Annotated in this window: 23 protein-coding genes and 1 pseudogene; 20 read left to right on the top strand and 4 right to left on the bottom strand. The window is 66.2% G+C overall.

The features are described 5' to 3' along the window. Nucleotides 1–108: 108 nt before the first annotated feature. The 20 genes and pseudogenes from AUL38_RS04880 (at nt 109) to AUL38_RS04790 (ending at nt 15,136) form a co-directional block, all read left to right on the top strand. Nucleotides 109–627: a hypothetical protein gene (locus tag AUL38_RS04880; protein WP_059059628.1), complete on the top strand. Its 519-nt coding sequence runs from the start codon at nt 109–111 to the stop codon at nt 625–627. Nucleotides 628–672: 45 nt separating this feature from the next. Further along, nucleotides 673–1,629 (top strand): pseudouridine synthase, encoded by a 957-nt coding sequence (locus AUL38_RS04875; protein ID WP_059059626.1) that lies wholly within the window; start codon nt 673–675, stop codon nt 1,627–1,629. A 226-nt stretch (nt 1,630–1,855) separates the two neighbouring features. Then, nucleotides 1,856–2,371, top strand: coding sequence for an Asp23/Gls24 family envelope stress response protein (locus tag AUL38_RS04870; RefSeq protein WP_083506600.1), 516 nt, complete (start codon nt 1,856–1,858; stop codon nt 2,369–2,371). Continuing rightward, nucleotides 2,368–2,559, top strand: a complete 192-nt coding sequence (locus AUL38_RS04865) for a DUF2273 domain-containing protein (RefSeq protein ID WP_059059625.1) — start codon at nt 2,368–2,370, stop codon at nt 2,557–2,559. Before AUL38_RS04870 ends, AUL38_RS04865 begins: the two co-directional genes overlap by 4 nt. Next, nucleotides 2,556–2,705: a hypothetical protein gene (locus AUL38_RS17690; protein WP_235590611.1), complete on the top strand. Its 150-nt coding sequence runs from the start codon at nt 2,556–2,558 to the stop codon at nt 2,703–2,705. Before AUL38_RS04865 ends, AUL38_RS17690 begins: the two co-directional genes overlap by 4 nt. Further along, a complete protein-coding gene (locus tag AUL38_RS17685) occupies nt 2,702–2,941 on the top strand; it encodes a hypothetical protein (protein ID WP_059059623.1) in 240 nt (79 codons plus the stop codon). The genes AUL38_RS17690 and AUL38_RS17685 overlap by 4 nt, the downstream gene beginning before the upstream one ends. Further along, nucleotides 2,942–3,526 carry a DUF6286 domain-containing protein gene (locus tag AUL38_RS04855; protein ID WP_059059620.1) on the top strand — a complete coding sequence of 195 codons (585 nt, stop codon included), beginning with the start codon at nt 2,942–2,944 and terminating at the stop codon, nt 3,524–3,526. Beyond that, nucleotides 3,523–4,140, top strand: coding sequence for a hypothetical protein (locus tag AUL38_RS04850; RefSeq protein WP_059059618.1), 618 nt, complete (start codon nt 3,523–3,525; stop codon nt 4,138–4,140). Before AUL38_RS04855 ends, AUL38_RS04850 begins: the two co-directional genes overlap by 4 nt. 38 nt (nt 4,141–4,178) lie before the next feature. Then, entirely contained in the window at nt 4,179–4,394 is a 216-nt protein-coding gene (locus tag AUL38_RS04845; RefSeq protein WP_059059615.1) for a hypothetical protein, read from the top strand. 64 nt (nt 4,395–4,458) lie between these two features. Continuing rightward, a complete protein-coding gene (locus AUL38_RS04840) occupies nt 4,459–4,632 on the top strand; it encodes a CsbD family protein (protein ID WP_059059613.1) in 174 nt (57 codons plus the stop codon). Between the two features lie 71 nt (nt 4,633–4,703). Beyond that, complete coding sequence (locus AUL38_RS04835) at nt 4,704–4,970, top strand: GlsB/YeaQ/YmgE family stress response membrane protein (RefSeq protein ID WP_059059611.1); 267 nt, start codon at nt 4,704–4,706, stop codon at nt 4,968–4,970. 119 nt (nt 4,971–5,089) lie between these two features. Then, nucleotides 5,090–5,656, top strand: a complete 567-nt coding sequence (locus tag AUL38_RS04830; protein WP_059059608.1) for an RNA polymerase sigma factor — start codon at nt 5,090–5,092, stop codon at nt 5,654–5,656. Then, nucleotides 5,653–6,267, top strand: coding sequence for an Asp23/Gls24 family envelope stress response protein (locus AUL38_RS04825; RefSeq protein WP_059059759.1), 615 nt, complete (start codon nt 5,653–5,655; stop codon nt 6,265–6,267). The genes AUL38_RS04830 and AUL38_RS04825 overlap by 4 nt, the downstream gene beginning before the upstream one ends. After that, complete coding sequence (locus tag AUL38_RS04820) at nt 6,264–6,605, top strand: hypothetical protein (RefSeq protein WP_059059606.1); 342 nt, start codon at nt 6,264–6,266, stop codon at nt 6,603–6,605. The genes AUL38_RS04825 and AUL38_RS04820 overlap by 4 nt, the downstream gene beginning before the upstream one ends. Before the next feature lie 160 nt (nt 6,606–6,765). Continuing rightward, nucleotides 6,766–7,788: an LLM class flavin-dependent oxidoreductase gene (locus AUL38_RS04815; RefSeq protein ID WP_059059603.1), complete on the top strand. Its 1,023-nt coding sequence runs from the start codon at nt 6,766–6,768 to the stop codon at nt 7,786–7,788. Between the two features lie 36 nt (nt 7,789–7,824). Next, nucleotides 7,825–9,367 (top strand): annotated as a pseudogene (locus tag AUL38_RS04810) (SDR family NAD(P)-dependent oxidoreductase). A gap of 141 nt (nt 9,368–9,508) precedes the next feature. After that, nucleotides 9,509–10,306, top strand: coding sequence for a class I adenylate-forming enzyme family protein (locus tag AUL38_RS04805; protein ID WP_059059601.1), 798 nt, complete (start codon nt 9,509–9,511; stop codon nt 10,304–10,306). A gap of 131 nt (nt 10,307–10,437) precedes the next feature. Further along, the gene (locus tag AUL38_RS04800; RefSeq protein ID WP_083506598.1) at nt 10,438–12,429 is read left to right on the top strand and encodes a DUF3556 domain-containing protein; all 1,992 of its coding nucleotides are present in this window, start codon (nt 10,438–10,440) and stop codon (nt 12,427–12,429) included. Next, nucleotides 12,426–13,874 (top strand): NAD(P)/FAD-dependent oxidoreductase, encoded by a 1,449-nt coding sequence (locus AUL38_RS04795; protein ID WP_059059600.1) that lies wholly within the window; start codon nt 12,426–12,428, stop codon nt 13,872–13,874. The genes AUL38_RS04800 and AUL38_RS04795 overlap by 4 nt, the downstream gene beginning before the upstream one ends. Further along, entirely contained in the window at nt 13,871–15,136 is a 1,266-nt protein-coding gene (locus tag AUL38_RS04790) for a CdaR family transcriptional regulator (RefSeq protein WP_059059598.1), read from the top strand. Before AUL38_RS04795 ends, AUL38_RS04790 begins: the two co-directional genes overlap by 4 nt. Nucleotides 15,137–15,190: 54 nt before the next feature. Here the strand turns inward: AUL38_RS04790 and AUL38_RS04785 are convergent, their stop codons facing one another. From AUL38_RS04785 to AUL38_RS04770, 4 genes are all read right to left on the bottom strand, one after another. After that, nucleotides 15,191–16,123, bottom strand: coding sequence for a 3-keto-5-aminohexanoate cleavage protein (locus tag AUL38_RS04785; protein ID WP_059059597.1), 933 nt, complete (start codon nt 16,121–16,123; stop codon nt 15,191–15,193). Nucleotides 16,124–16,176: 53 nt separating this feature from the next. Next, nucleotides 16,177–16,956, bottom strand: a complete 780-nt coding sequence (locus AUL38_RS04780; RefSeq protein ID WP_059059595.1) for an SDR family oxidoreductase — start codon at nt 16,954–16,956, stop codon at nt 16,177–16,179. A 47-nt stretch (nt 16,957–17,003) separates the two neighbouring features. Next, nucleotides 17,004–18,326 carry an MFS transporter gene (locus AUL38_RS04775; RefSeq protein ID WP_235590609.1) on the bottom strand — a complete coding sequence of 441 codons (1,323 nt, stop codon included), beginning with the start codon at nt 18,324–18,326 and terminating at the stop codon, nt 17,004–17,006. 65 nt (nt 18,327–18,391) lie between these two features. Further along, the gene (locus tag AUL38_RS04770; protein ID WP_235590608.1) at nt 18,392–19,450 is read right to left on the bottom strand and encodes a LacI family DNA-binding transcriptional regulator; all 1,059 of its coding nucleotides are present in this window, start codon (nt 19,448–19,450) and stop codon (nt 18,392–18,394) included. Nucleotides 19,451–19,493 lie beyond the last annotated feature (43 nt).

Below are 19,493 nucleotides of genomic sequence, written 5' to 3'. Positions count from 1 at the left end.
TTCGCGCATTCGGTGGCGGGGCTGGCGTGGGGAACCCTGCGCGCCCAAGTACGGGATACTGGTGGGTGGCACGTTTTGGGCCCGCACACACCTGGGAGGGCACACACTATGGATCTGTTGGCATCGAACGATTCTCCGCTGAACCGATACGGATCGCTGGATGAGGCCCTCGTGCACCGTCGCGCGCCGGTCGAGAACCGGGTGTTCCTGCGCACACTGCTCAACCGGATGCCGATTGAGCGGCTCCTGCGTGCAGACGGCGGTATCACTGTCGTGCGGTCGGACGAGGCCCCAGACATCTGTGTGCGCAAGGGATACACCGTCGGTTTCCAGACGGAGGAAGAGATCATCGCGGTCGTCGGCACCGAGGCGGAGCGCTGGGAGAGTAAGCGCAAGCCCGGCACCTGGGCAGTGGACCACCCGGTTGGCGGGCGCGGGCCGATTATCGAGGCGGAGGAACTTGCAGCCGAGCGTGGCCCCGTGAAGCCTGTCCGCGGGAAGCGTGTCGCGAAGCCGAAGGCCGAACCGAAGGTGAAGAGGCCCGTCGTGCAGGAGCGCGTGCAGCCGGTGTGCCCGAACTGCTTCATGCTCATGGCGCTGTCTGGTGTCTGCGGCAACTGCTCGTAGCTGACGCTTGGGAAGCGGGGGATACGCGGTCGGTAGAATGATCTGATGCCTCCGCGTTCTCCGTTGCCCCAGCGCCTCGGCCTCGATGCCGCATGGCTGAGTTCGGCGGCGCGAGAGGGCGAGCCGCGCATCGACTGGCCGCTCATGCGTGACTGGCTGCACCACCGCGTCGGGAAGCACGTCGACGTTGATGCATTCATTGCCGAGGGCCGCTTCGTCACGGAGTCGGGGGCGCCCGTGCTCGCGGCGGATCCGTTCCGCCCGAACGTGTTCGTCTGGTTCTACCGTGACCTCCCCGAGGAGGCGCCGGTGCCGGGTCGCGTTCGGGTGCTGTTCCGCGATGACCGCATTGTTGTCGTCGACAAGCCGGCGTTCCTGTCAACCATTCCGCGTGGCATGCACGTCCGCGAGAGTGTCGTCGTGCGGATGCGGCACGAGCTTGGCCTGCCCGAACTCACCCCGATGCACCGGCTTGACCGGGTGACCTCTGGCCTGCTGCTGCTGTCGACCGAACGCCGCTGGCGGGGTGCCTACCAGTCCCTGTTCCAGGACGGCGAGGTGACGAAGACGTATCGCGCGGTCGCGCCGATCCGCGACGGGCTTGAGCTGCCGATGACGGTGCGGAACCATATCTTCAAGCAGCGGGGCATCATGCAGGCCGAGGTCATTGCCGACGCTGCACCGAATTCGGAGTCGCTCGTCGAGTTCGAGCGCGAGCTCAGCGCTGCCGAGCAGGCACACTTTGGTGACCGCGAGCCGCGCGGGGTCTACCGACTCACGCCGAGAACAGGGAAGACGCATCAGCTGCGGATCCACCTGAGTGGTCTGGGCATCCCCATCGAGGGTGATCCGCTGTATCCCGTGAATCAGGATGTCGCGATCGATGATTTCAGTACTCCGCTTCAGCTCTTGGCCAGCGAACTTCGGTTCGTTGACCCGGTCGACTCGAGCGAGCGGTACTTCACGAGCGAGCTGCAGATACCGCTCGCTTCGGAGGCCTAGGGACTGCCCACGGATCAAGGCAATGTGCCACGTGCGCAGTTCACTCAGGTTTCACAGGGTTCTCGGACCGACTACACAAGCGTGAAACTCAGGTGTCTCCCAGGCTTTGGCAAAGAGTTTGTGACGAATCTGGAGCTGGGAACGACCCACTTATAGAGCGACGTTCTTCGCTCGTTACGACGGCACGGCCGTACTGGCCGTGCCACCACAAGTGGAGGTACTTCTGATGGCTACCGAAGAGAAGAACACAACTGCTGCAGCTGCTGAGACTGGCTCGCCAGCGCAACGCGTGGCACAGGCCACCGCGCCCTCATCGCGCGTAGATCGCGTGAGGTCTGCATCCACATCGACTGACGATTCGGCATCGGCTGGCCGCACCACGGTCGCCGAGGGCGTTGTCGCGAAGATCGCCGGCATCGCAGCCCGCGAGGTCTCCGGTGTCTACGCCCTCGGCGGCGGCGGCGCACGTGCGCTCGGCGCGCTGCGCGACGCAGTCAACGCGACCGACCTCACGCAGGGCGTGAAGGTTGAGGTCGGGGAGACCCAGGCCGCGGCCGACATCACCATCGTCGTGGACTACCCCGCACCCATTCAGGATGTCGCCGAGAACGTGCGCAGCGCGGTCGCAGGTGCCATCAGCCGCATGGTCGGGCTCGAGGTTGTCGAGGTCAACGTCGATGTGAACGACGTGCACCTGCCGAGCGACGATTCCGACGACGACGCCGAGTCGCGCGTCTCATGAGCGCCACAGTGACCGGGGCGCTGGCCGGCGCAGTGCTGGCCTTCGCCGGGCTCATCTTCGGTTTCTGGGGCTTCCTGCTCGTCGCACTCCTCATGGGGATCGGCGCGATCGTCGGGCGCATGCTGTCCGGTGAGCTCGACGTGCGTGCACTCGCGGGGGTCTTCACCGGCAGGCGAACCTCGTCATGAGTGCCGCGACCGTTGGAGCACCCAGCCACGCGACGGTCGACCCCACGCCCGCGGTACGGGGCGCCGTGCGCGTCCGCCCGAAAGCGCTCGAGAAAGCAGTCAGGGAGGCCTCCGCTGACCTGGCGGGGGCCCGCGAGGTGACGTGAACGTCGACATCGCCGAGTGGGGTGGCGGTCTCAACGTCCGCATCGCGACCAAGCTGCCGATCCCCGGGCTGGAACAGAGCGAGGCGATTCGTGCCGAGACGCCGATCCTCGAGCGCGTGCGAACGATGCAGGTCGCCCTCGCGCACGAGCTGGCCCGGCTGACCGGGCGCGACATTCGACGCGTGTCGGTCACCGTGACCGGCGCGATCATTCCGGAGCGAAAGCGGGTGAGATAGATGACCAACGCAGTACTCACACGAGTTGTGCGCAGGGAAATGCACTCGCCGCGCACCGCTCTGGCCGTCATCGTGCTCGTGCTGGCGGCGGCCGTTGCGGTGTACGCCTTTATCGAGATCGTGCTGCAGCTCTTGGGAGCACAGCCGCTACTCGTCGCCCCCGGTGACGCGTTCGCATGGCTCGTCGACCTGCCGACGAACGAGTCAGCGGCAGGGATCGGCGCGGGCGCCGCGATCGTCGCGGTGATCGGGTTGATCCTCATCGCGCTCGCGATTGCACCCGGGCTGCGCTCCAAGCACCAGCTGGGTGATGCGGATCACGCGGTCGTCGTCGATAACGGCGTGATCGCCTCTGCGGTCGCCGAGCGGGTCAGGCGAGAGCTTGACCTGTCGAAGGACGGTGCGACCGTTGGGATCGGACACCGCAGCGCGGATGTGACGGTGCGCCCTGAGCCCGGTCAAGAGATCGACAGTGCCCAGGTTCGCGCCATCGCCGAGGCGGAACTCGCGGGCTACGGGCTCCGTCCCGCGGTCCGGGTACGTGCTCGGATCCAGCGCACGGCCGAGCAGGGAGGTGCGAGGTGAATGCCACCAATCGTGGAGTGAACCGCGCGGTGCTGTTCGTCGTCGGAGCCGTGTTGCTCGCAGCCGGAGGGGCCGTGTTTGCCGCAATCGTCTGGCCGTCTGCCGCAGATCTCTGGCAGACGGGGATGACGAATGCGCAGGCCTGGCTCCGAGACACCGAAACGAGCACCCGCCTGCACGAGTCGACGACGGTGAGCTGGCTCGCCGTTGCAGCGCTCGCGGTGCTGCTCGCACTCGTGGTGATCGCGGTCGTGATCATCGCACGGCTCGGCGGTGGTCGAAGCACCACCGTCACGCGTGCCGAGGCGGAAGGCGGGACTGTGGGCGCCGTGACCATCAGCCACAGCTTTGCAGCGGATGCGCTCACCGACTCACTTGCCAGGCACGACGAGATTCTCGCCTCGCGCGTGAGCGCGGGTCGGGTGCAGGGCGAGGACGTGCTGCACGTGAGCGTGACCCCGCGGCAGAACACTTCGCCTGTCGAGGTCGCCACGCTCGTCACTACGCTCATCGACAATCTCGCGCTGTTGACCGGCCGCGAAAGCCCGGCCTTCGTCTCGATTCGCTCGGGTGTTCGGTCGAGACTTGCCGCCGACAAGTCGCGGGTGCAGTAGTTCATTCGGACACGACTGACGGAAAGGGGGGAAGCACGATGTGGAAGAACCTGTTCATCGTTGCGATCATTGCGACCGCAACCTACTGGGTAGGCGTTGAATCGGCGAAGTCTCGCGGGAAAAACTACGAGGACCTTCGCCACCAGATTGAGCGTCTGTGGACGAGCCCGGAAGCGAAGAAGGCCAGGCGGAAGCGGGCCAAGAATGCTCAACGTTCCGTTAAGAAGGCCCGGAAGCAGCTACTCAGCAACTAGCCTTCGACACACGCTACACACAACTCAGTTCCCGAACCTCGGGGACCAAACAAAGGGGAAGCACATGAGCGCAGAAGACAAGATCAAGGCCGCAGCCGACAAAGTCTCCGGACAGGTGAAGGAGACCGTCGGCAAGCTGACCGACAACGACAAGCTCGTTGCCGAGGGCAAGGCCGACAAGGTCAAGGGCGAGGCCAAGGGCGCCGTCGAAGACGTCAAGGACGCCTTTAAGAAGTAGCCGGGGCACGTGGGGCGGAGCGATCTCCGCCCCACCCTCCCGACACACATCATCGACAGAAAGACATACCAATGGGATTTTTCAGCTTTCTCCTCCTCGGACTCATCGCCGGGGCCATCGCAAAACTCATCCTCCCCGGGAAGCACGGCGGATCCTGGTTCGTCACACTGTTGCTCGGCGTCATCGGCGCGATGCTCGGCGGATGGCTCGGCGGGCTGATCTTCAACGTCAGCCTGCAGGGGTTCTTCAACCTCTCCACGTGGGCGCTCGCGATTGGCGGCTCGATCATCGTGCTGCTCATCTATGGAATGGTTACCGGCCGGAAAACAGAGAACTAACGACTGGTGAAAAGGCTCGCGGGTTGTGGCCTGCGGAACGAGGATGAAGGCTGGGGGCGGCATCGCAGCTGTCCCCAGCCCCTCCAACCGGAGGGACCCTTCGAGCAAGGGAGCGACGGATGAATGACGACCACGGTAGAAACACCCTCGAATCTGCAGATGACCGGATTCTTGTGGGTCGAGCCACAGACGGAGACACCGCGGCCTTCGCGGTGCTGGTGCGCAGGTACACGCCCATGATGCGTGCCTACGCTCGCCGAATTCTTCCTGGGACAGCGGAGCTCGATGATGTCGTCCAAGACGCCTTTATTACCGCCTGGGAGCAACTAGCAACGCTTGAAGAGCCTGACCGGGTGAAGAGCTGGCTGATGCGGATCACCAGCCGCAAAGCGATCGATCGCATCCGCGCGACGCGGCCACACGCTGACGTCGAAGAGCTCGACGTCTCAGCCCCAGACCGCACCGATCCTCCGCGCCAGGCCGAAGCCAGCGCGGGAGTTGCAGCACTGGGAGAAGCGCTCAAAGAGTTACCCGTGGGCCAGCGCCAGTGCTGGGTGCTGCGGGAGATCGGAGAGTATAGCTACGAGGAGATTGCTGAGGAACTCGGCATTTCCGTTTCCACCGTGCGCGGGCAGCTCGCACGCGCACGCAAAGACATTATTGTTCGAATGGAGGAGTGGCGGTGAACGCACATGAACATCGCAGGCTCCTCGGGTTAGGTCCCGAAGATCTTGATGGACACACCATCGAGGAGCTCTCCGAATACCTCGAGGCGGGCCGCTTGCCGGCAGACCCGTTAATTGACGAGTCGGCCGGCTGCCAGATCGCACTCGACGCGCTCGAGCGGCTCAGAGGCCTGACGCCTCAGCTCTTAGCCGCGGATACCGCCGCGGAGCCGGAGGCAGACGAGCTCTGGGTACAGCGCATTCTCACCGACATTACGCTCGACGCCCGAGCCGGTCGACGCATTCCCATCGCATCGGCGGCTCCCAACGCCGACGCCGGCATCACCGAGGGAGCCGTGCGCGGTCTCATCCGCAGTGCAGAGCGAGCGGTGCCCGGGGCGCTGCTCGGCAAATGCACCCTTGAGGGCGACGTCACGCAGGTGGGGGAGCCTGTCCGGGTACGCGCGGAAATGAGCGTCCCGTTCGGCGCTTCGATTGCTGAACTCGCAGAGCAGGTTCGAACTCAGATCCGAGCACACCTCACAGCTCACACCACACTGAACGTCACTGCGGTAGACGTCGTCATTCAGGATATTCAATACACACCCAGACAGACAGAGAATGGACAATGACCGAGGCACCTGAACACCAGCTCGCGACCGAGATCGAAGGCTCGATCCGCGCGGTTCCGGGCGTCACCGCGCTCTTTCGGACCGGGTCGACCGTGGCGAAGCTGGTCGGCGCGGGTGCGGATCTCGTGCGCGGATCCCGTGGTGCGGATCCGCTCGTGCGGCTCGAACTCACTCCTGAGGGCCCGCGCGTCACGGCGGCGCTCGGCGTGCGCGCGGCCGTGAGTAGCGTCGAGACGCTCGAGCGAGTCCACCTCGCGATTGAAACGCTCCTCGCCGCGCACGGGCTTTCCGCAGCAGAGATCCATCTCACCGTCGTGCACGTCAACGGGACCCAGTAGACGAACAATTATCAGAAGGTCTCCCCATCGCGCAATGGGGTATTCGCTCGACAGTCACACAGTTTGCAGTTTGCGGATGTAGCGTTATTCGCGTGTGCGTGATGAAAACTGGGAATCGACCTGCCCAGTGTTCTCACGCCCGACGCGACGAGGGAACACGATGAGGCTGTCAGTGGTTGACCTGGGGGTTGTCGCCCCCGATACGAGCGAGACGCAGGCGCTCGCCGACTCGGTGGCATTCGCCCAGCACGTTGAGCGCTTGGGGTATCACCGGATCTGGTTTGCCGAGCACCACGCGAGCACGATGGGCGCTTCTCACCACCCGGAGCTCCTCATCGCCGCGGTCGGCGCACAGACCACATCCATTCGTGTCGGCTCCGGGGCGGTCCTCATGAATCACTACAGTCCGTTCAAAGTCGCCGAGATGTTCAAACAGCTCGAAGCGATGTACCCGGGGCGCGTCGACCTCGGAATGGGGCGGGCAACCGCGGGCCCCGTCCTTGACCTTGCGCTGCAGCAGAATCGGCAGGCGCCGGCCCAGCCCGACCACCCGCAGCAGGTCGCAGAGACCGTCGCCTGGCTCACCGGCGGCTTCCCACCTGAGCACCCCTTCGCGAGCACCACGCTGCTCCCGTCGGTGCCGGAGGTCCCACACACCTGGCTGCTCGGATCCAGCCCGACCGGATCGAATCTCGCGGCCGGGCTCGGCATCGGCTACACCTTCGCTGGCTTCATCAACCCAGCCGGAGCAGCGCCTGCGCTTCGCCACTATCGTGAACAGTTCCAGCCGGGGGCGACAGAGCTCGCGGCGCCACGTGCGATTCTCGCGGTGAATGTCACCGTCGGGGAGACCCCAGCCGAGGCCGCACGACTCGTGAGCTCGCCGAAGGCGTACTACGCGCGCATCAGCCGCGGCGACTTTGCGACGAAGGTGCCAGCGGCCGGCATCGCGCACGCCGAGCTCACGCAGGCCGAGCGCGATCAGCCCACGAGCATCGTCGGTGGGGAGTGGCCGAGGCTTGTCGCGGGAAGCCCTGCGCAGGTGCGCGAGACCCTTGAACAGATGGTCGAGGAGAGCGGCGCAGACGAGGTGATGGTGCAGAACATGATCCCCGACCCGACAGATCGCAACCGTTCCCACGAGCTGCTCGCGGAGGCCCTCGGGGTGGCGCCGCTCACCTGATCGGCGGTCGCAGCCGACTAGCGTAAAATTGGCGCAATGACCGATGCGCCCTCCGGGACCCAGCCTGTGCCAAGCCCGATTGACCCCGCTGATCTTGCGACCGCGCTGCGCGTCATCGGCCGGGTGCACGAGCTGCCGTCGGAGCACCCCGACGTGATTGCGGTGCGGCAGGCGACCTCGGCGATGTACAAGTCGGCGAAGCGCGAGCGCCGCAGGCACAAGCGCAACGACATCGCCGATGCGAACCGCGCGGTCATTGAGGCGACCGCGACGGGAGCACCCGACCGGATCGACGACGAGACCCGCGGCCTGGATCTCGCCGCGACCTCCGAGGCGCGGTTCGTCGGCGAGCTGCGCAAGCCGCAGGCCTGCTACGTCTGCAAGGAACCGTACACGCAGGTTGAGGCGTTCTATCATCAGCTCTGCCCGAGCTGCGCCGAGTTCAACCACAGCAAGCGCGACGCCCGCACCGACCTCACCGGCAAGCGGGCCTTGCTCACTGGCCGGGCGCGCGAAGATCGGCATGCACATCGCGCTCAGGCTGCTCCGTGACGGTGCGCACACGACCATCACGACACGGTTCCCGCGCGACGCCGCACGCAGGTTCGCGTCGCTCCCGGATTCGGCTGACTGGATCGACAGGCTCCGCATCGTCGGCATCGACCTGCGCGATCCCTCGCAGGTCATCGCGCTCGCCGACTCGGTCGCGGCCCGCGGGCCGCTCGACATCCTCATCAACAATGCGGCACAGACCGTGCGCCGGTCGCCTGGCTCGTACTCCCTGCTCGCCGACGCCGAGTCGCAGCCGCTGCCCGCCGGGGTGTTCCCCGAAACGGAAACGCTCGGGCATCCGGCCGAGCTGCACCCGCGCGCGCTGCAATCCTCGGTCGGCGCCGGAGGCGCGGTGGCGCTCGACGCGGTATCTGCGGCGGCACTCGACGGAACGATCGCGGCTGGGACCGCTGCCGGCTTCGCGCAGAGTCTCACCGCGAGCGACCTGACGGCGCTTGCGATGGCGCCCGGATCCTCGTCGCTCGAGAAACACGCTGACGGCTCCGCGATCGACGCTGGTGGTCTCGTACCTGACGAGACGCACGTGAACAGCTGGGTGCAGCACGTGCAAGAGGTGGACCCGATCGAAATGCTCGAGGTGCAGCTGTGCAATTCGACCGCGCCCTTCATTCTCATCAGTCGGCTGCGGGCAGCGATGCAGGCTTCGCCAGCGCGGCGAACCTACATCGTCAACGTTTCCGCGATGGAGGGGGTGTTCTCGCGGCGATACAAGGGCCCCGGACACCCGCACACAAACATGGCGAAGGCCGCGCTCAACATGCTCACGCGCACGAGCGCCGAGGAGATGTTTGAGACCGACGGCATCCTCATGACCGCGGTCGATACCGGGTGGATCACCGACGAGCGCCCCCACTTCACGAAGGTGCGCATGGCCGAGGAAGGGTTCCATGCCCCGCTCGACCTCGTCGACGGCGCAGCGCGCGTCTACGATCCCGTCGTGCGCGGTGAGGCTGGCGAGGACCTGTACGGCTGCTTCCTGAAGGACTACGCGCCCAGCGACTGGTGAGAAACGCGAGACCGATCCAAACTTGTACATCTGAGGAAATGAGCTGGGCCAACAACGGCCATCCTTTGCTCGCAGACTGCTCGTAGCATTGCCTCTATTACGGAGGCACGGTCACCGATGACCGTCTCGGAAAGGACAGCAATGACGCTGCAGCACCTGCTTTGGGAATCTCCCGCCGCTGGCACCGCCCGTGACTGTCTCGGGGACGAGACCCGGATGCTGAGCTACGATGCCGTCGAAACGCTGTCGCAGGCATTTGCCGAACAGTTGACGGAGCGTGGCATCATCGCCGGCGATGTCGTCGGCGTGCTGCTCGATAGCGGCATTGAATTCGTGATCGGGGTTCTCGCGAGCTGGCTGGTCGGGGCCGTCGCGGCTCCACTCGATCCTGCGACGAGCGAGCACGAGCTGTACTTCCAGATCGGTGATGCCGAAGCGAAGATCCTGCTCACCGATGACGCTGCGCGGGCAGCGGTGCTCGGCTCGGGGCTGCCCGTCGTGCTGACCAGGGAGATGCGGCAGCGCGCGCTCGGGGCGCCACGCCACCCGCAGACTCCGGCCGCCCAGTTCGCCCTGCGTAGCTACGCCAGCGCGGGAGAAATGATGGACTTCACCCGCACTCGCCGCTTGCCTGAGGGCATCCTGCTCGATCACGCGCACCTGAACGCGCTGGCTGCCACGACGGCCGAGCGCGCTGGTCTGGAACAGGGATCACGCGAGGTTGTGGATCGCCCCTGGACCGGAATTCCGGAGTTGTGCGCCGCCTGGCTGGCTCCGCTCACCGTCGGCGGGAGCACCGTGTTTGCGCGGCGGTCCCCGATACACCCCGACCTCGCCGATGTACTCCGGCCGTACCCAGCCGGTGGCATGTCCCCGCCCGAGGAGCGGCTGCGACGCGCGCCGCTCGCCCGTGCGTCTCGTCAGGTGGTCGGCGTCTAGCGACGCAGCTCACCCTCCGTCTTGTGGGGCCCGCGGCCGTGTGCTGCGTGACACCCCTGACGTGTGGTGCCCGAACGCGCCACACGCCCAGTCTTCGTCTGCCAAAAATACCTGTCACCAAGGGAGTTGTCATGGGTTATAGCCAGCCACGGATGCCGAATACGGATCCGGAAGCATTCATTCGCAGTCCGCTGCAAAACCGGTTGAAATTTGTCTCGAAGGAGTGGGGCGAGTGGGGCTTCGGCGCCGCGCGCAAGGTCTCCGTGATGTATCTCGTGAAGCTGTTTGGCGGGTTCCTGCTCGGCGGAGCTGTGCTCATCACCCTCACCTCACACCTCAATCCGCTCGAGGTCACCTCATGGTGGACGAACCCGATCGTGTACCAAAAGTTTGTGGTGCTCGCGATGCTGCTCGACTCCATCGGCGTGGGTGGATCGTGGGGTCCGCTCGCCGGGAAGTTCGGTCCATACACGGGAGGAATCCTGTTCTGGTCGAGGCCCGGCACGATCAAGATGAGCCCGTACAAGTGGATCCCGTTCACCGGTGGCAACCGCCGCACGCTCGTCGACATCTTCCTGTACTGGGGCTTCCTGTTCTCGCTGGCGACCGCGCTGCTGTCGCCCGGCCAGACCGCGGCGTCCCTGCCAGCGCTCGCCAGGTTCCAGGCGTTCCTCGCCGACCCCGCGAACGGCATGCCGAGCTGGCTCGCGCAGAACGCCGACAGCTTCCTGCTCATCCAGACGACCCCGCTGATCCTCGCCCTGTCCTTCCTGCTGCTCATCGGGTTGCGCGACAAGATCATCTTCCTCGCCGCGCGTTCGGAGCAGTACGCGTTGCCGATCGTATTCTTCATCGTTGCCCCGAATTTCTTCGAGGTGAGTGACATGATCATCGCAATCAAGATCTTCCTCATCGCGGTGTGGGTGGGCGCGGGCTTCTCGAAGCTCAACCGACACTTCAGCCCCGTGATCCCGCCGATGATGGGCAACACCCCGTTCTGGCCGCCGCGCTGGCTGAAGAAGGCAACCTTCAAGGACTTTGACAACGACAACCTGCTGCCGAGCGGCTTCGCGCACCTCCTCGCGCACGGCCTCGGCACCATCGTCGAGATAGGGGCGCCGCTCGTCATGCTCTTCGTCGCCGGCAACGCCTTCGGCGGGCAGCTCACGGTGACCCTCGCCACGCTCCTCATGGTCGGGTTCTGCTTCTTCATCATCTCGACCTTCCCGGTCGCGGTTCCCCTCGAGTGGAACCTGGTGTTCGCGATCTGCGCGGTCGTGTTCTTCATCGGCTACCCGAACTCGGCCGGCTTCAGCGTGTTCGACATGTCGCAGCCGTGGATGCCGTTCGCCGTCATCGCCGTGCCGCTGTTCTTCGTGATCTTCGGATCGATCCGCCCCGACAAGGTGTCGTTCCTCGCAGCGCTCCGCCAGTACGGTGGCAACTGGGCGACAGGCGTCTGGGCGATCCACCCCGACGCCGAGAAGAAGCTGCACCGCGTCTTCCGCCCGACGAAGGATCAGATCGACCAGTTCCAGGCGATGGGCATGCCGTATATCCAGGCGGAGGCATTCTTCGAAATGTCGCTCGCGTGGCGTGCGCTGCACACCCAGGGCCGCGGGCTGTTCTCGATCCTGCTGAAGAACGTGCCAGACGTCGACCACCGCCGGGTGCGCGAGGGCGAGTTCGCCTGCAACGCGATGATCGGCTTCAACTTCGGCGAGGGTCACTTCCACAACGAGGAGCTCATCGCCGCGATCCAAGAGCAGGCGCAGTTCGAACCGGGCGAGTTTATCGTCGCCTGGGCCGAGTCGGAGGCGCTGTGGCGCGGCTTCCAGAACTACAAGATGATCGACGCGGCGCTCGGGGTCGTCGAGACCGGTCGCTGGCAGGTGAAGGACGCCGCCGAGGCGCAGCCGTGGCTGCCGGAGGGGCCGATCCCGCTCACCGTCACCTGGCGCTCACCCGAGTTCGAGAAGCTGCAGTTCACCGCGACCGACATTGTCGGCCCGGACGCGCTGCCCGAACCCGAGGACGACGCGGTCACGCTCGGCGTGAACACGCAGGCGCTGAACCAGTTCGTCGCCGAGTCGGAGACGCTCGTGGAGGTCGTCAAGCGATGACGACCGCGGTCATCGTCGGCAGCGGGCCGAACGGGCTCGCTGCCGCGACCGTGCTCGCCCGCGCCGGCGTTGACGTCACCGTCGTCGAAGCCGCGAACCAGCTCGGAGGGGGAGCTCGCTCGGTCGAGTCCCCCCTCGCGGGGCTCGTACAGGATCACTGCGCGGCCGTGCACCCGATGGCTCCGGCGTCCCCCTTCTTCCAGACGCTCGACCTCAAAGCGATGGGGGTGAGGTGGGCGTACGCCCCGATCGACGCCGCGCACCCGCTGGAGCGCGGTGAGCCCGGGCTGCTGCGTACGTCGGTGCGGGACACCGCGGCCGGGCTCGGGCGCGACGGCGCGCGTTGGGAAGCAGCCTTCGGACCGCTCGCTCGCGAGTTCGGCCGACTGTCTCCGGTGATCATGTCGCCGATGCTCCGGGTCCCGAGGCACCCGCTGTTGCTCGCCAGGATGGGGCTCGTTGCCGGGCCCCCGCCGGCACTCGTCGGCAAGTTCTTCCGTGAGGAGCGTGCACGCGCCCTGTTCATGGGGGTCGCTGCGCACGCGCTGCAGCCACTGACGTTGCCGCTCGTGACCGGCATCGGGGCCGGCATCATCATTGCCGGGCACGCCGTGGGCTGGCCCGTCGTTGAGGGCGGCACCGGGCGATTCACGGACGCACACATCCGGCTGCTGCACGGCCTCGGCGTGAAATTCGAGACCGGGGTGCGGGTCAACCGGCTCTACGAGCTGCCGCCGCGCGACATCACGATCCTCGACGTGCACCCGCGGGCCGCAGCGAGCATCCTCGCCGAGCAGCAGCCGCAGGGCGCGCGCCGCGCGTACCGTTCGTTCAAGCCTGGCCCTGCCGCGTTCAAGGTCGATTTCGCCGTCGACGGCGGGATCCCGTGGCGCGACCCCGAGATCGCGCAGGCCGGCACCGTGCACCTCGGCGGCACCGCCGAGGAAATTATCGCGGTCGAGGGCCAGGTCGCTGCCGGGCAGATGCCCGAGCGGCCCTTCGTACTCGTCGGTCAACAGGCGGCGGCCGATCCGTCGCGGGCAAACGGCTCCATCCACCCGATCTACGCCTACGCACACGTGCCAACCGGGTACCCGGGCGACGCGACCGAGGCGATCATCGCGCAGATCGAGCGCTTTGCGCCCGGCTTCAGGGAGCGGATCGTTGCCCTGAGCACGCGCACGCCAGCCGAGAGCGCCGCCGAGAACGAGAACTTCATTGGCGGCGACATTCTCACGGGTGCAAAATCGCCGCTGCAGTTTCTCCTCGGCCCCCGGCTCAACGCGCAGCCCTACGACACCGGCATTCCCGGCGTCTACCTGTGCTCGGCCGCCACGCCTCCCGGCCCGGGCATCCACGGCATGGGAGGATTTAACTCCGCGCAGCGTGCGCTCAGGTACCTGGCGCAGGGAAGCGCTCCGAAGATCGAGGTGTATGCCCCATGAGTCCAGTCGGAACCGACGTGCAGATGCGCGAACTCGTCGCGCAGGCCGGGCGGAAGCTGCAGGCGATGGCTCCCCAGATTGTTGAGGACATGACGGAGCTGCTTGCCGAGCGCGTCGCGGGCCTCGCGCAAGACGCGCAACTCATCGAGATCCTGCACGCGAGCATCGACGGCAACGTGTGGACCCTCGGGCACGTGCTCACCAACGACATCGGAGTCGACTCGATGCAGCCGAACACGGGCGCGGTCGAGTACGCGATCCGCCTGGCGCAGCGCGACATTCCGCTCGGCTCGCTCACCCACGCCTACTATCTCGGCCAGGCCATGTGCGTGCGGCGCGGAATCGACGCGGTGGATCAGCTCGAGCTCGAGGACAAAGAGCTCCAGATGAATCTCGTGCGGCTCGTCACCGAGGTGACGCACGACTACTTCGATTGGATCCTGCAGTACGTGACGAAGGTGCACGTCGCCGAGCAGTCGCGCTGGTGGACGGCGCGCGCGGTGACGAACGCGGCCGCGGTGATGAAGGTGCTGCGCGGCGAGGCGATCTCGGTCGCGGGCTTCGAGTCGCGCACGAAATACCAGCTCGAGCAGCAGCACATCGCGTTCATCGCCTGGCTCGAACTCGAAACCAACGACACCGAGGACCAGCAGCGCGTCGACCAGCTGCTGCGCCGCATGGCCTCGCTCGTGCGGTCAACGCGGCCCCCGCTCATCACCGCCTCCGACCCCTCGACCGCCTGGGCGTGGGCGACGATCCCGTCGGGCGAACTCGATGCCGCGACGCTCGCGCGCATTGACACCCTCGCCGCCTCGGAGGACGCGCGGAACATTCGCGTCGCCGTCGGCTCTCCCGGCCACGGCATCGCGGGGTTCCGGCAGAGCCACGAACAAGCCGCGAAGGCGAGACTCGTCGCCCTCGGCACGCAGCGGTATCGAGAAGAACGACTCGTCGCATTCAGCGACCCCGACGTCGGCATTCTGTCGCTCATCATGCACGACTCCCGCGGTGCGGCGACCTGGACGAGGAATGTGCTCGGCCCGGTTGCGGCCAGCGGCGAGGGGAACGCCGCGATGCGTGAGACGCTCGCCACCTACTACGCGACGGGCGGGAACATTTCGCGCACTGCTGAGGAGCTGGGTCTGCACCGCAACACCGTGCGCCAGCGGGTCGGGAGGTTCGAGCTGGAGCGCGGGTCACGGCCGCAGAACAGCCTCGAGATCTCGCTCGCGCTCAGGCTGTGCGAGCTGCTCGGGGAGTAGCGGGGCCGCTGCGGCTTCGCCGGTGGCGTGAGCTTCTGGGAGGCGCCCCTGGGGCTAGAAGCCGACCTTGTCTCTGCCCTTGAGCTGCAGCATCTCGCGCGCCTCGTCGGGCGTCGCGACCTCGAAGTTCAGCGCCTCGAGGATGGTGCGGATGCGGGAGACCTGCTCGGCGTTCGACACGGCAAGCTGGCCAGGCCCGATCCAGAGCGAATCCTCGAGCCCGACGCGCACGTGCGATCCCATGGCGGAGCCGATGGTGGCGAGCGGCAGCTGGTTGCGCCCCGCACCCAGGATCGACCACTCGTAGGCCTCACCGAAGAGCCGGTCGGCGGTGCGGCGCATGTGCATGAGGTCTTCGGGGTGCCCGCCGATACCGCCGAGCAAACCGAACACCGATTGCACGAACAACGGACCCCTGGCGAGCCCTCGCGCGTGGAAGTGCGCGAGGTTGTTCAGGTGCGAGATGTCATAGCACTCGAACTCGAATCGGGTATCGTTCGCGTTGCCGATCTCGAGGATGCGTTCGATGTCGGCGAAGGTGTTCTTGAACACTAGGTCGCGCGAGTTCTCGAGGCCCTGCCGCTCCCACTCGTGGGTGAACTCGGAGAAGCGGTCGAGCATCGGGTACAGCCCGAAGTTCATGGAGCCCATGTTCAGTGAGGCGAGTTCGGGGGAGAACGCCATGACGGGGCGCATCCGCTCCTCGACAGTCATGTGCGGGGAGCCGCCGGTGGTGATGTTGATGACGGCGTCGGTGTTCGCCTTGAGCCTGGCGAGGATCGGTTCGAAGTGCGCGGGATCCTGTGAGGGCCGACCATCTTCCGGGTGCCGCGCGTGCATGTGGACGATCGCCGCGCCAGCCTCGGCGGCCCCAATAGCGGCGTCAGCGATCTCGTCGGCCGTGACCGGGAGATGCGGTGACATCGAGGGCGTGTGGATCGCGCCGGTGACGGCGGAGGTGATGATGACTTTGCGAGCGGTTGCCATGAATCGGGTTCCTTTACGGGGAGTGGTTGGCGGATCTCAGGTGCGGGACCGGGTCAGTACAGCTTTTCGGTGTTGCCGTCGATGGCCATGGCCTGGCCGTTGATCATGCGTGCGAGGGGGCTCGCGAGGAACACGGCCATGTCGGCGATGTCCTGTGCTTCGACGAGCCGGTTCAGCGACGACTGCCCGTGGTACAGCGCGGACACCTCTTCGACGGACTGTCCGAGCATGTCAGCCTTCGCCTCGATCACTGACTGGATGCGGGGCCCATTCACCGCGCCAGGGCAGATCGCGTTCACGCGGATCCCCTCCGACCCGAGCTCGATCGCGAGCGTCTTGGTGAGTCCGACCACCGCCCACTTCGACGCCGAGTATGGGCTCCGGCCGGCCATGCCGAGCCGTCCGGCGGCGGACGCGAGGTTGATGATGCTCGCATCGGCCGATTCCCGCAGCAGCGGCAGCAGGTGCTTGATGCAGTAGAACTGTCCGTGGACGTTGACGTCGAAGGTGGCACGCCAGGCCGCCGAATCGAGGCTCTCGATGGGGCCGGTTGGCCCGGCGATCCCGGCGTTATTTACCAGCACGTCGAGCCCGCCGAGCTCCGCCGTGACCTGCTCGGCCAGGGCAACCACCTGGGGCTCGTCGGAGACGTCACTCACGGCGGCAGCGAAGCCAGCGGCCTGCGCCGCGTGCACTGCGTCGCTGTTGATATCGGTCACGAGGACGCGTGCGCCGAGCGCGCGGAACTCGGTGGCGATCGCGAGGCCGATGCCGGCCGCCCCCGCAGTGACGAGAACGCGGGTTCCGGTGAGGTCGAGTCTGTTGGTGGTCATGCGAGGGGTCACTTTCTACTGAACTGCGTGGATGACGGAGGTGGCCGCTAGTGCGGCGCGACGGCTGACGCTGCGGGGTTCTCGGCGCCACGCTTGAGGAAGCGCGTGAGTACGGCACCGATGACACACATCGCGACCACAAACCAGAGGCCGGCGACCTTGCTGCCGGTGAGGCCCTCCATGAAGCCCATGATGTACGGGCCGAGGAAGCCGCCGAGCAGGCCGATCGTGTTCACGAAGGCGATGCCGCCGGCGAGTGCGGCGCCGGAGAGCCGCGTCGCCGGGTAGGTGAACAGGATCGGCTGCAGCGCGAAGAAGTTGAACGCCGCGAGGCAGAAACCGAGCATGCCGAGGAGCGGGCCGCCGAGCGCGCCCAGTGTGAAGCCGGCCACGATGCCGACCATGGTCGTCGTCGCGATCATCCGGGAACGGGTTGCGGTGGTCGCGAGGCGCGGTAGCAGGAGCGCGCCGACGGCGGAGAAGATCCACGGCACCGAGGTGAGTAGTCCGATCTGGATCGTGCTCAGCGTCCCGTAGCTGCCGATGATCGAGGGCAGGAAGAAGCTCAGCGCATAGACGGCGATCTGGTGGGTGAAGTAGATGGCGACGACGAGCAGGATCTGCTTGTCCTTGAGGACATGCCGCAGCTTCGAGTTGCCGGAGGCTTGGGCTCCTGCGAGCTCCTCCGCGAGGATGCGTGCCTCGAGATCCTCAGCCTCTTCCTTCGTGAGGAACTTGGCCTCGGTGGGTTTGTTCGGCAGGAACTTCCAGATGAAGATCGCGAGGAAGCACGAGGGCAGGCCCTCCAAGAGGAACATCCACTGCCAGCCGTGCAGACCGGCAACACCGTCGAGGTTGAGAAGCACGCCTGCGAGCGGGGCGCCGATGATGTTGGCGACTGAGACGCCGAGCAGGAACATGCCGTTCGCCTTCGCACGATCCTTCACCATGAACCACTGCGTGATGAAGTAGATCACGCCAGGGAAGAGGCCGGCCTCAGCGACGCCGAGCAGCATGCGCAGAATATAGAAGCTCCACTCGCCCTGCACGAACATCATGGCGGCGGAGAGGAGCCCCCAGGTGACCATGATGCGCACGATCCAGAACCTCGCTCCGACCTTGTGCATGATGAGGTTCGACGGGATCTCTGAGAGTGCGTAGGTGAGGAAGAACAGGCCGGCGCCGATGCCGTACGACGCGGCTGAGATGCCGACGTCGATCTCGAGCCGGTCTTTGGCCATCCCGATGTTCGTGCGGTCAATGAAGGCCATCACGTATGCGGCGATCAGCAGGGGCATGATGCGCCGGAAAATGACCCGGTTGATCTGCTCTGGTGACCGCATCTTGGGGGCGGAAACGGTGCTGGACATGGGGCTGCTTTCTGATCGGGGCACGGCAAGACCGGGCTTGGCGCCCTGGACTAAGAAACCGGCGGTTAGACGGCTGTGTCTGGTTGGCAGCCGCAGGTGCGGCCGAGGTGGAGTCGGTGTTCGCACACCGAGTGAGTAAACGTTGTTCTCGGGTGGGTGATCTGGTCGAGGAGGAGCGCGAAGGATCGCTCGGCCATCTCCTTGACCGGCTGCACGATCGTCGTCAGCCCGATGAGCCTCGACCGACTGTGCGGAGTGCCGTCGCTGCCGACAACTGCGATGTCTTCGGGGATGCGCAGCCCGAGGGAGAGCGCGTGCTCCATCACCCCGATCGCGATCTCGTCGGAGCCGCAGACGATGGCGCGCGGCGGGTGATCCGAACCGAGCAGTTGCTCCGCGGCGATCCGCCCGCCGTCGGCGTTCAAGCGGGTGCTCACCTTCCACGCACCGGTCACGGTCACTCCGGCGGCCTGGGCGGTTCGCACGAAGGCCTGTTCGCGCGCGAGGGAAGCGGTGGAGAACCTCGGCCCGATGACTGTCGCGATGTCACGGTACCCATGGTCGAGTACGTGGCGCATAAGCTCGGTCGCCGCGGCATCGTCGTCGATGCCAACGAAGTCGCCTGGCAGGTGATCGGAGCGCCGGGACAGACAGACGTAGGGGATCCGGTTGTGACGGAGCGTGCGCAGGGCGCGCGAATCCTCGCGGAGCGCGGCGGCGATGATGACGCCGTCGACGTTGCGGGCGGCAAGGGTTCCGGCGACCTGGGCCAGCGCCTCAGGATCGTCCTGGGTCGTGGCCACGAAGACCTCGAAGCCCTTGGCCGCGGTGGCGCTAATAATGTGCTGCGCCCACCCGGTGTACATCTGGTTCACGATGTTCGGGAGGATGAGTCCGACCACGCGGGTGAGCAGCGGATCGCGGCCCGCGTTCTTCCCGGAGGGACGGAAACCGAGCTCGTTGGCGACCTGCACAACGTGGCGGCGGGTTTCGTCGGAGACGCCGGGCCTGCCGTTCATGACGTAACTCACGGACGCGGGGGACACTCCTGAGGCGCGCGCCACTGCGGCGGCGGAGACCCGAGCGGGTCGTCCCTCCGCTTCGTGGATGCTGCCTGGCATCATTGCCCCCTTCGCGGCGAGTTTTCTCGCCGGTCACCGCTGACGT

This window comes from Leucobacter sp. G161 (assembly GCF_001482305.1).
Classification (GTDB): Bacteria; Actinomycetota; Actinomycetes; order Actinomycetales; family Microbacteriaceae; genus Leucobacter.
This window is presented reverse-complemented; position numbering and strand designations above follow the sequence as displayed.

Coding starts and splice junctions, on each gene's coding strand:
- AUL38_RS04880 (WP_059059628.1), top strand. CDS start 109: ATGGATCTGTTGGCATCGAACGATTCTCCGCTGAACCGATACGGATCG.
- AUL38_RS04875 (WP_059059626.1), top strand. CDS start 673: ATGCCTCCGCGTTCTCCGTTGCCCCAGCGCCTCGGCCTCGATGCCGCA.
- AUL38_RS04870 (WP_083506600.1), top strand. CDS start 1,856: ATGGCTACCGAAGAGAAGAACACAACTGCTGCAGCTGCTGAGACTGGC.
- AUL38_RS04865 (WP_059059625.1), top strand. CDS start 2,368: ATGAGCGCCACAGTGACCGGGGCGCTGGCCGGCGCAGTGCTGGCCTTC.
- AUL38_RS17690 (WP_235590611.1), top strand. CDS start 2,556: ATGAGTGCCGCGACCGTTGGAGCACCCAGCCACGCGACGGTCGACCCC.
- AUL38_RS04855 (WP_059059620.1), top strand. CDS start 2,942: ATGACCAACGCAGTACTCACACGAGTTGTGCGCAGGGAAATGCACTCG.
- AUL38_RS04845 (WP_059059615.1), top strand. CDS start 4,179: ATGTGGAAGAACCTGTTCATCGTTGCGATCATTGCGACCGCAACCTAC.
- AUL38_RS04840 (WP_059059613.1), top strand. CDS start 4,459: ATGAGCGCAGAAGACAAGATCAAGGCCGCAGCCGACAAAGTCTCCGGA.
- AUL38_RS04835 (WP_059059611.1), top strand. CDS start 4,704: ATGGGATTTTTCAGCTTTCTCCTCCTCGGACTCATCGCCGGGGCCATC.
- AUL38_RS04830 (WP_059059608.1), top strand. CDS start 5,090: ATGAATGACGACCACGGTAGAAACACCCTCGAATCTGCAGATGACCGG.
- AUL38_RS04820 (WP_059059606.1), top strand. CDS start 6,264: ATGACCGAGGCACCTGAACACCAGCTCGCGACCGAGATCGAAGGCTCG.
- AUL38_RS04815 (WP_059059603.1), top strand. CDS start 6,766: ATGAGGCTGTCAGTGGTTGACCTGGGGGTTGTCGCCCCCGATACGAGC.
- AUL38_RS04805 (WP_059059601.1), top strand. CDS start 9,509: ATGACGCTGCAGCACCTGCTTTGGGAATCTCCCGCCGCTGGCACCGCC.
- AUL38_RS04800 (WP_083506598.1), top strand. CDS start 10,438: ATGGGTTATAGCCAGCCACGGATGCCGAATACGGATCCGGAAGCATTC.
- AUL38_RS04795 (WP_059059600.1), top strand. CDS start 12,426: ATGACGACCGCGGTCATCGTCGGCAGCGGGCCGAACGGGCTCGCTGCC.
- AUL38_RS04790 (WP_059059598.1), top strand. CDS start 13,871: ATGAGTCCAGTCGGAACCGACGTGCAGATGCGCGAACTCGTCGCGCAG.
- AUL38_RS04785 (WP_059059597.1), bottom strand. CDS start 16,123: ATGGCAACCGCTCGCAAAGTCATCATCACCTCCGCCGTCACCGGCGCG.
- AUL38_RS04780 (WP_059059595.1), bottom strand. CDS start 16,956: ATGACCACCAACAGACTCGACCTCACCGGAACCCGCGTTCTCGTCACT.
- AUL38_RS04775 (WP_235590609.1), bottom strand. CDS start 18,326: ATGTCCAGCACCGTTTCCGCCCCCAAGATGCGGTCACCAGAGCAGATC.
- AUL38_RS04770 (WP_235590608.1), bottom strand. CDS start 19,450: ATGATGCCAGGCAGCATCCACGAAGCGGAGGGACGACCCGCTCGGGTC.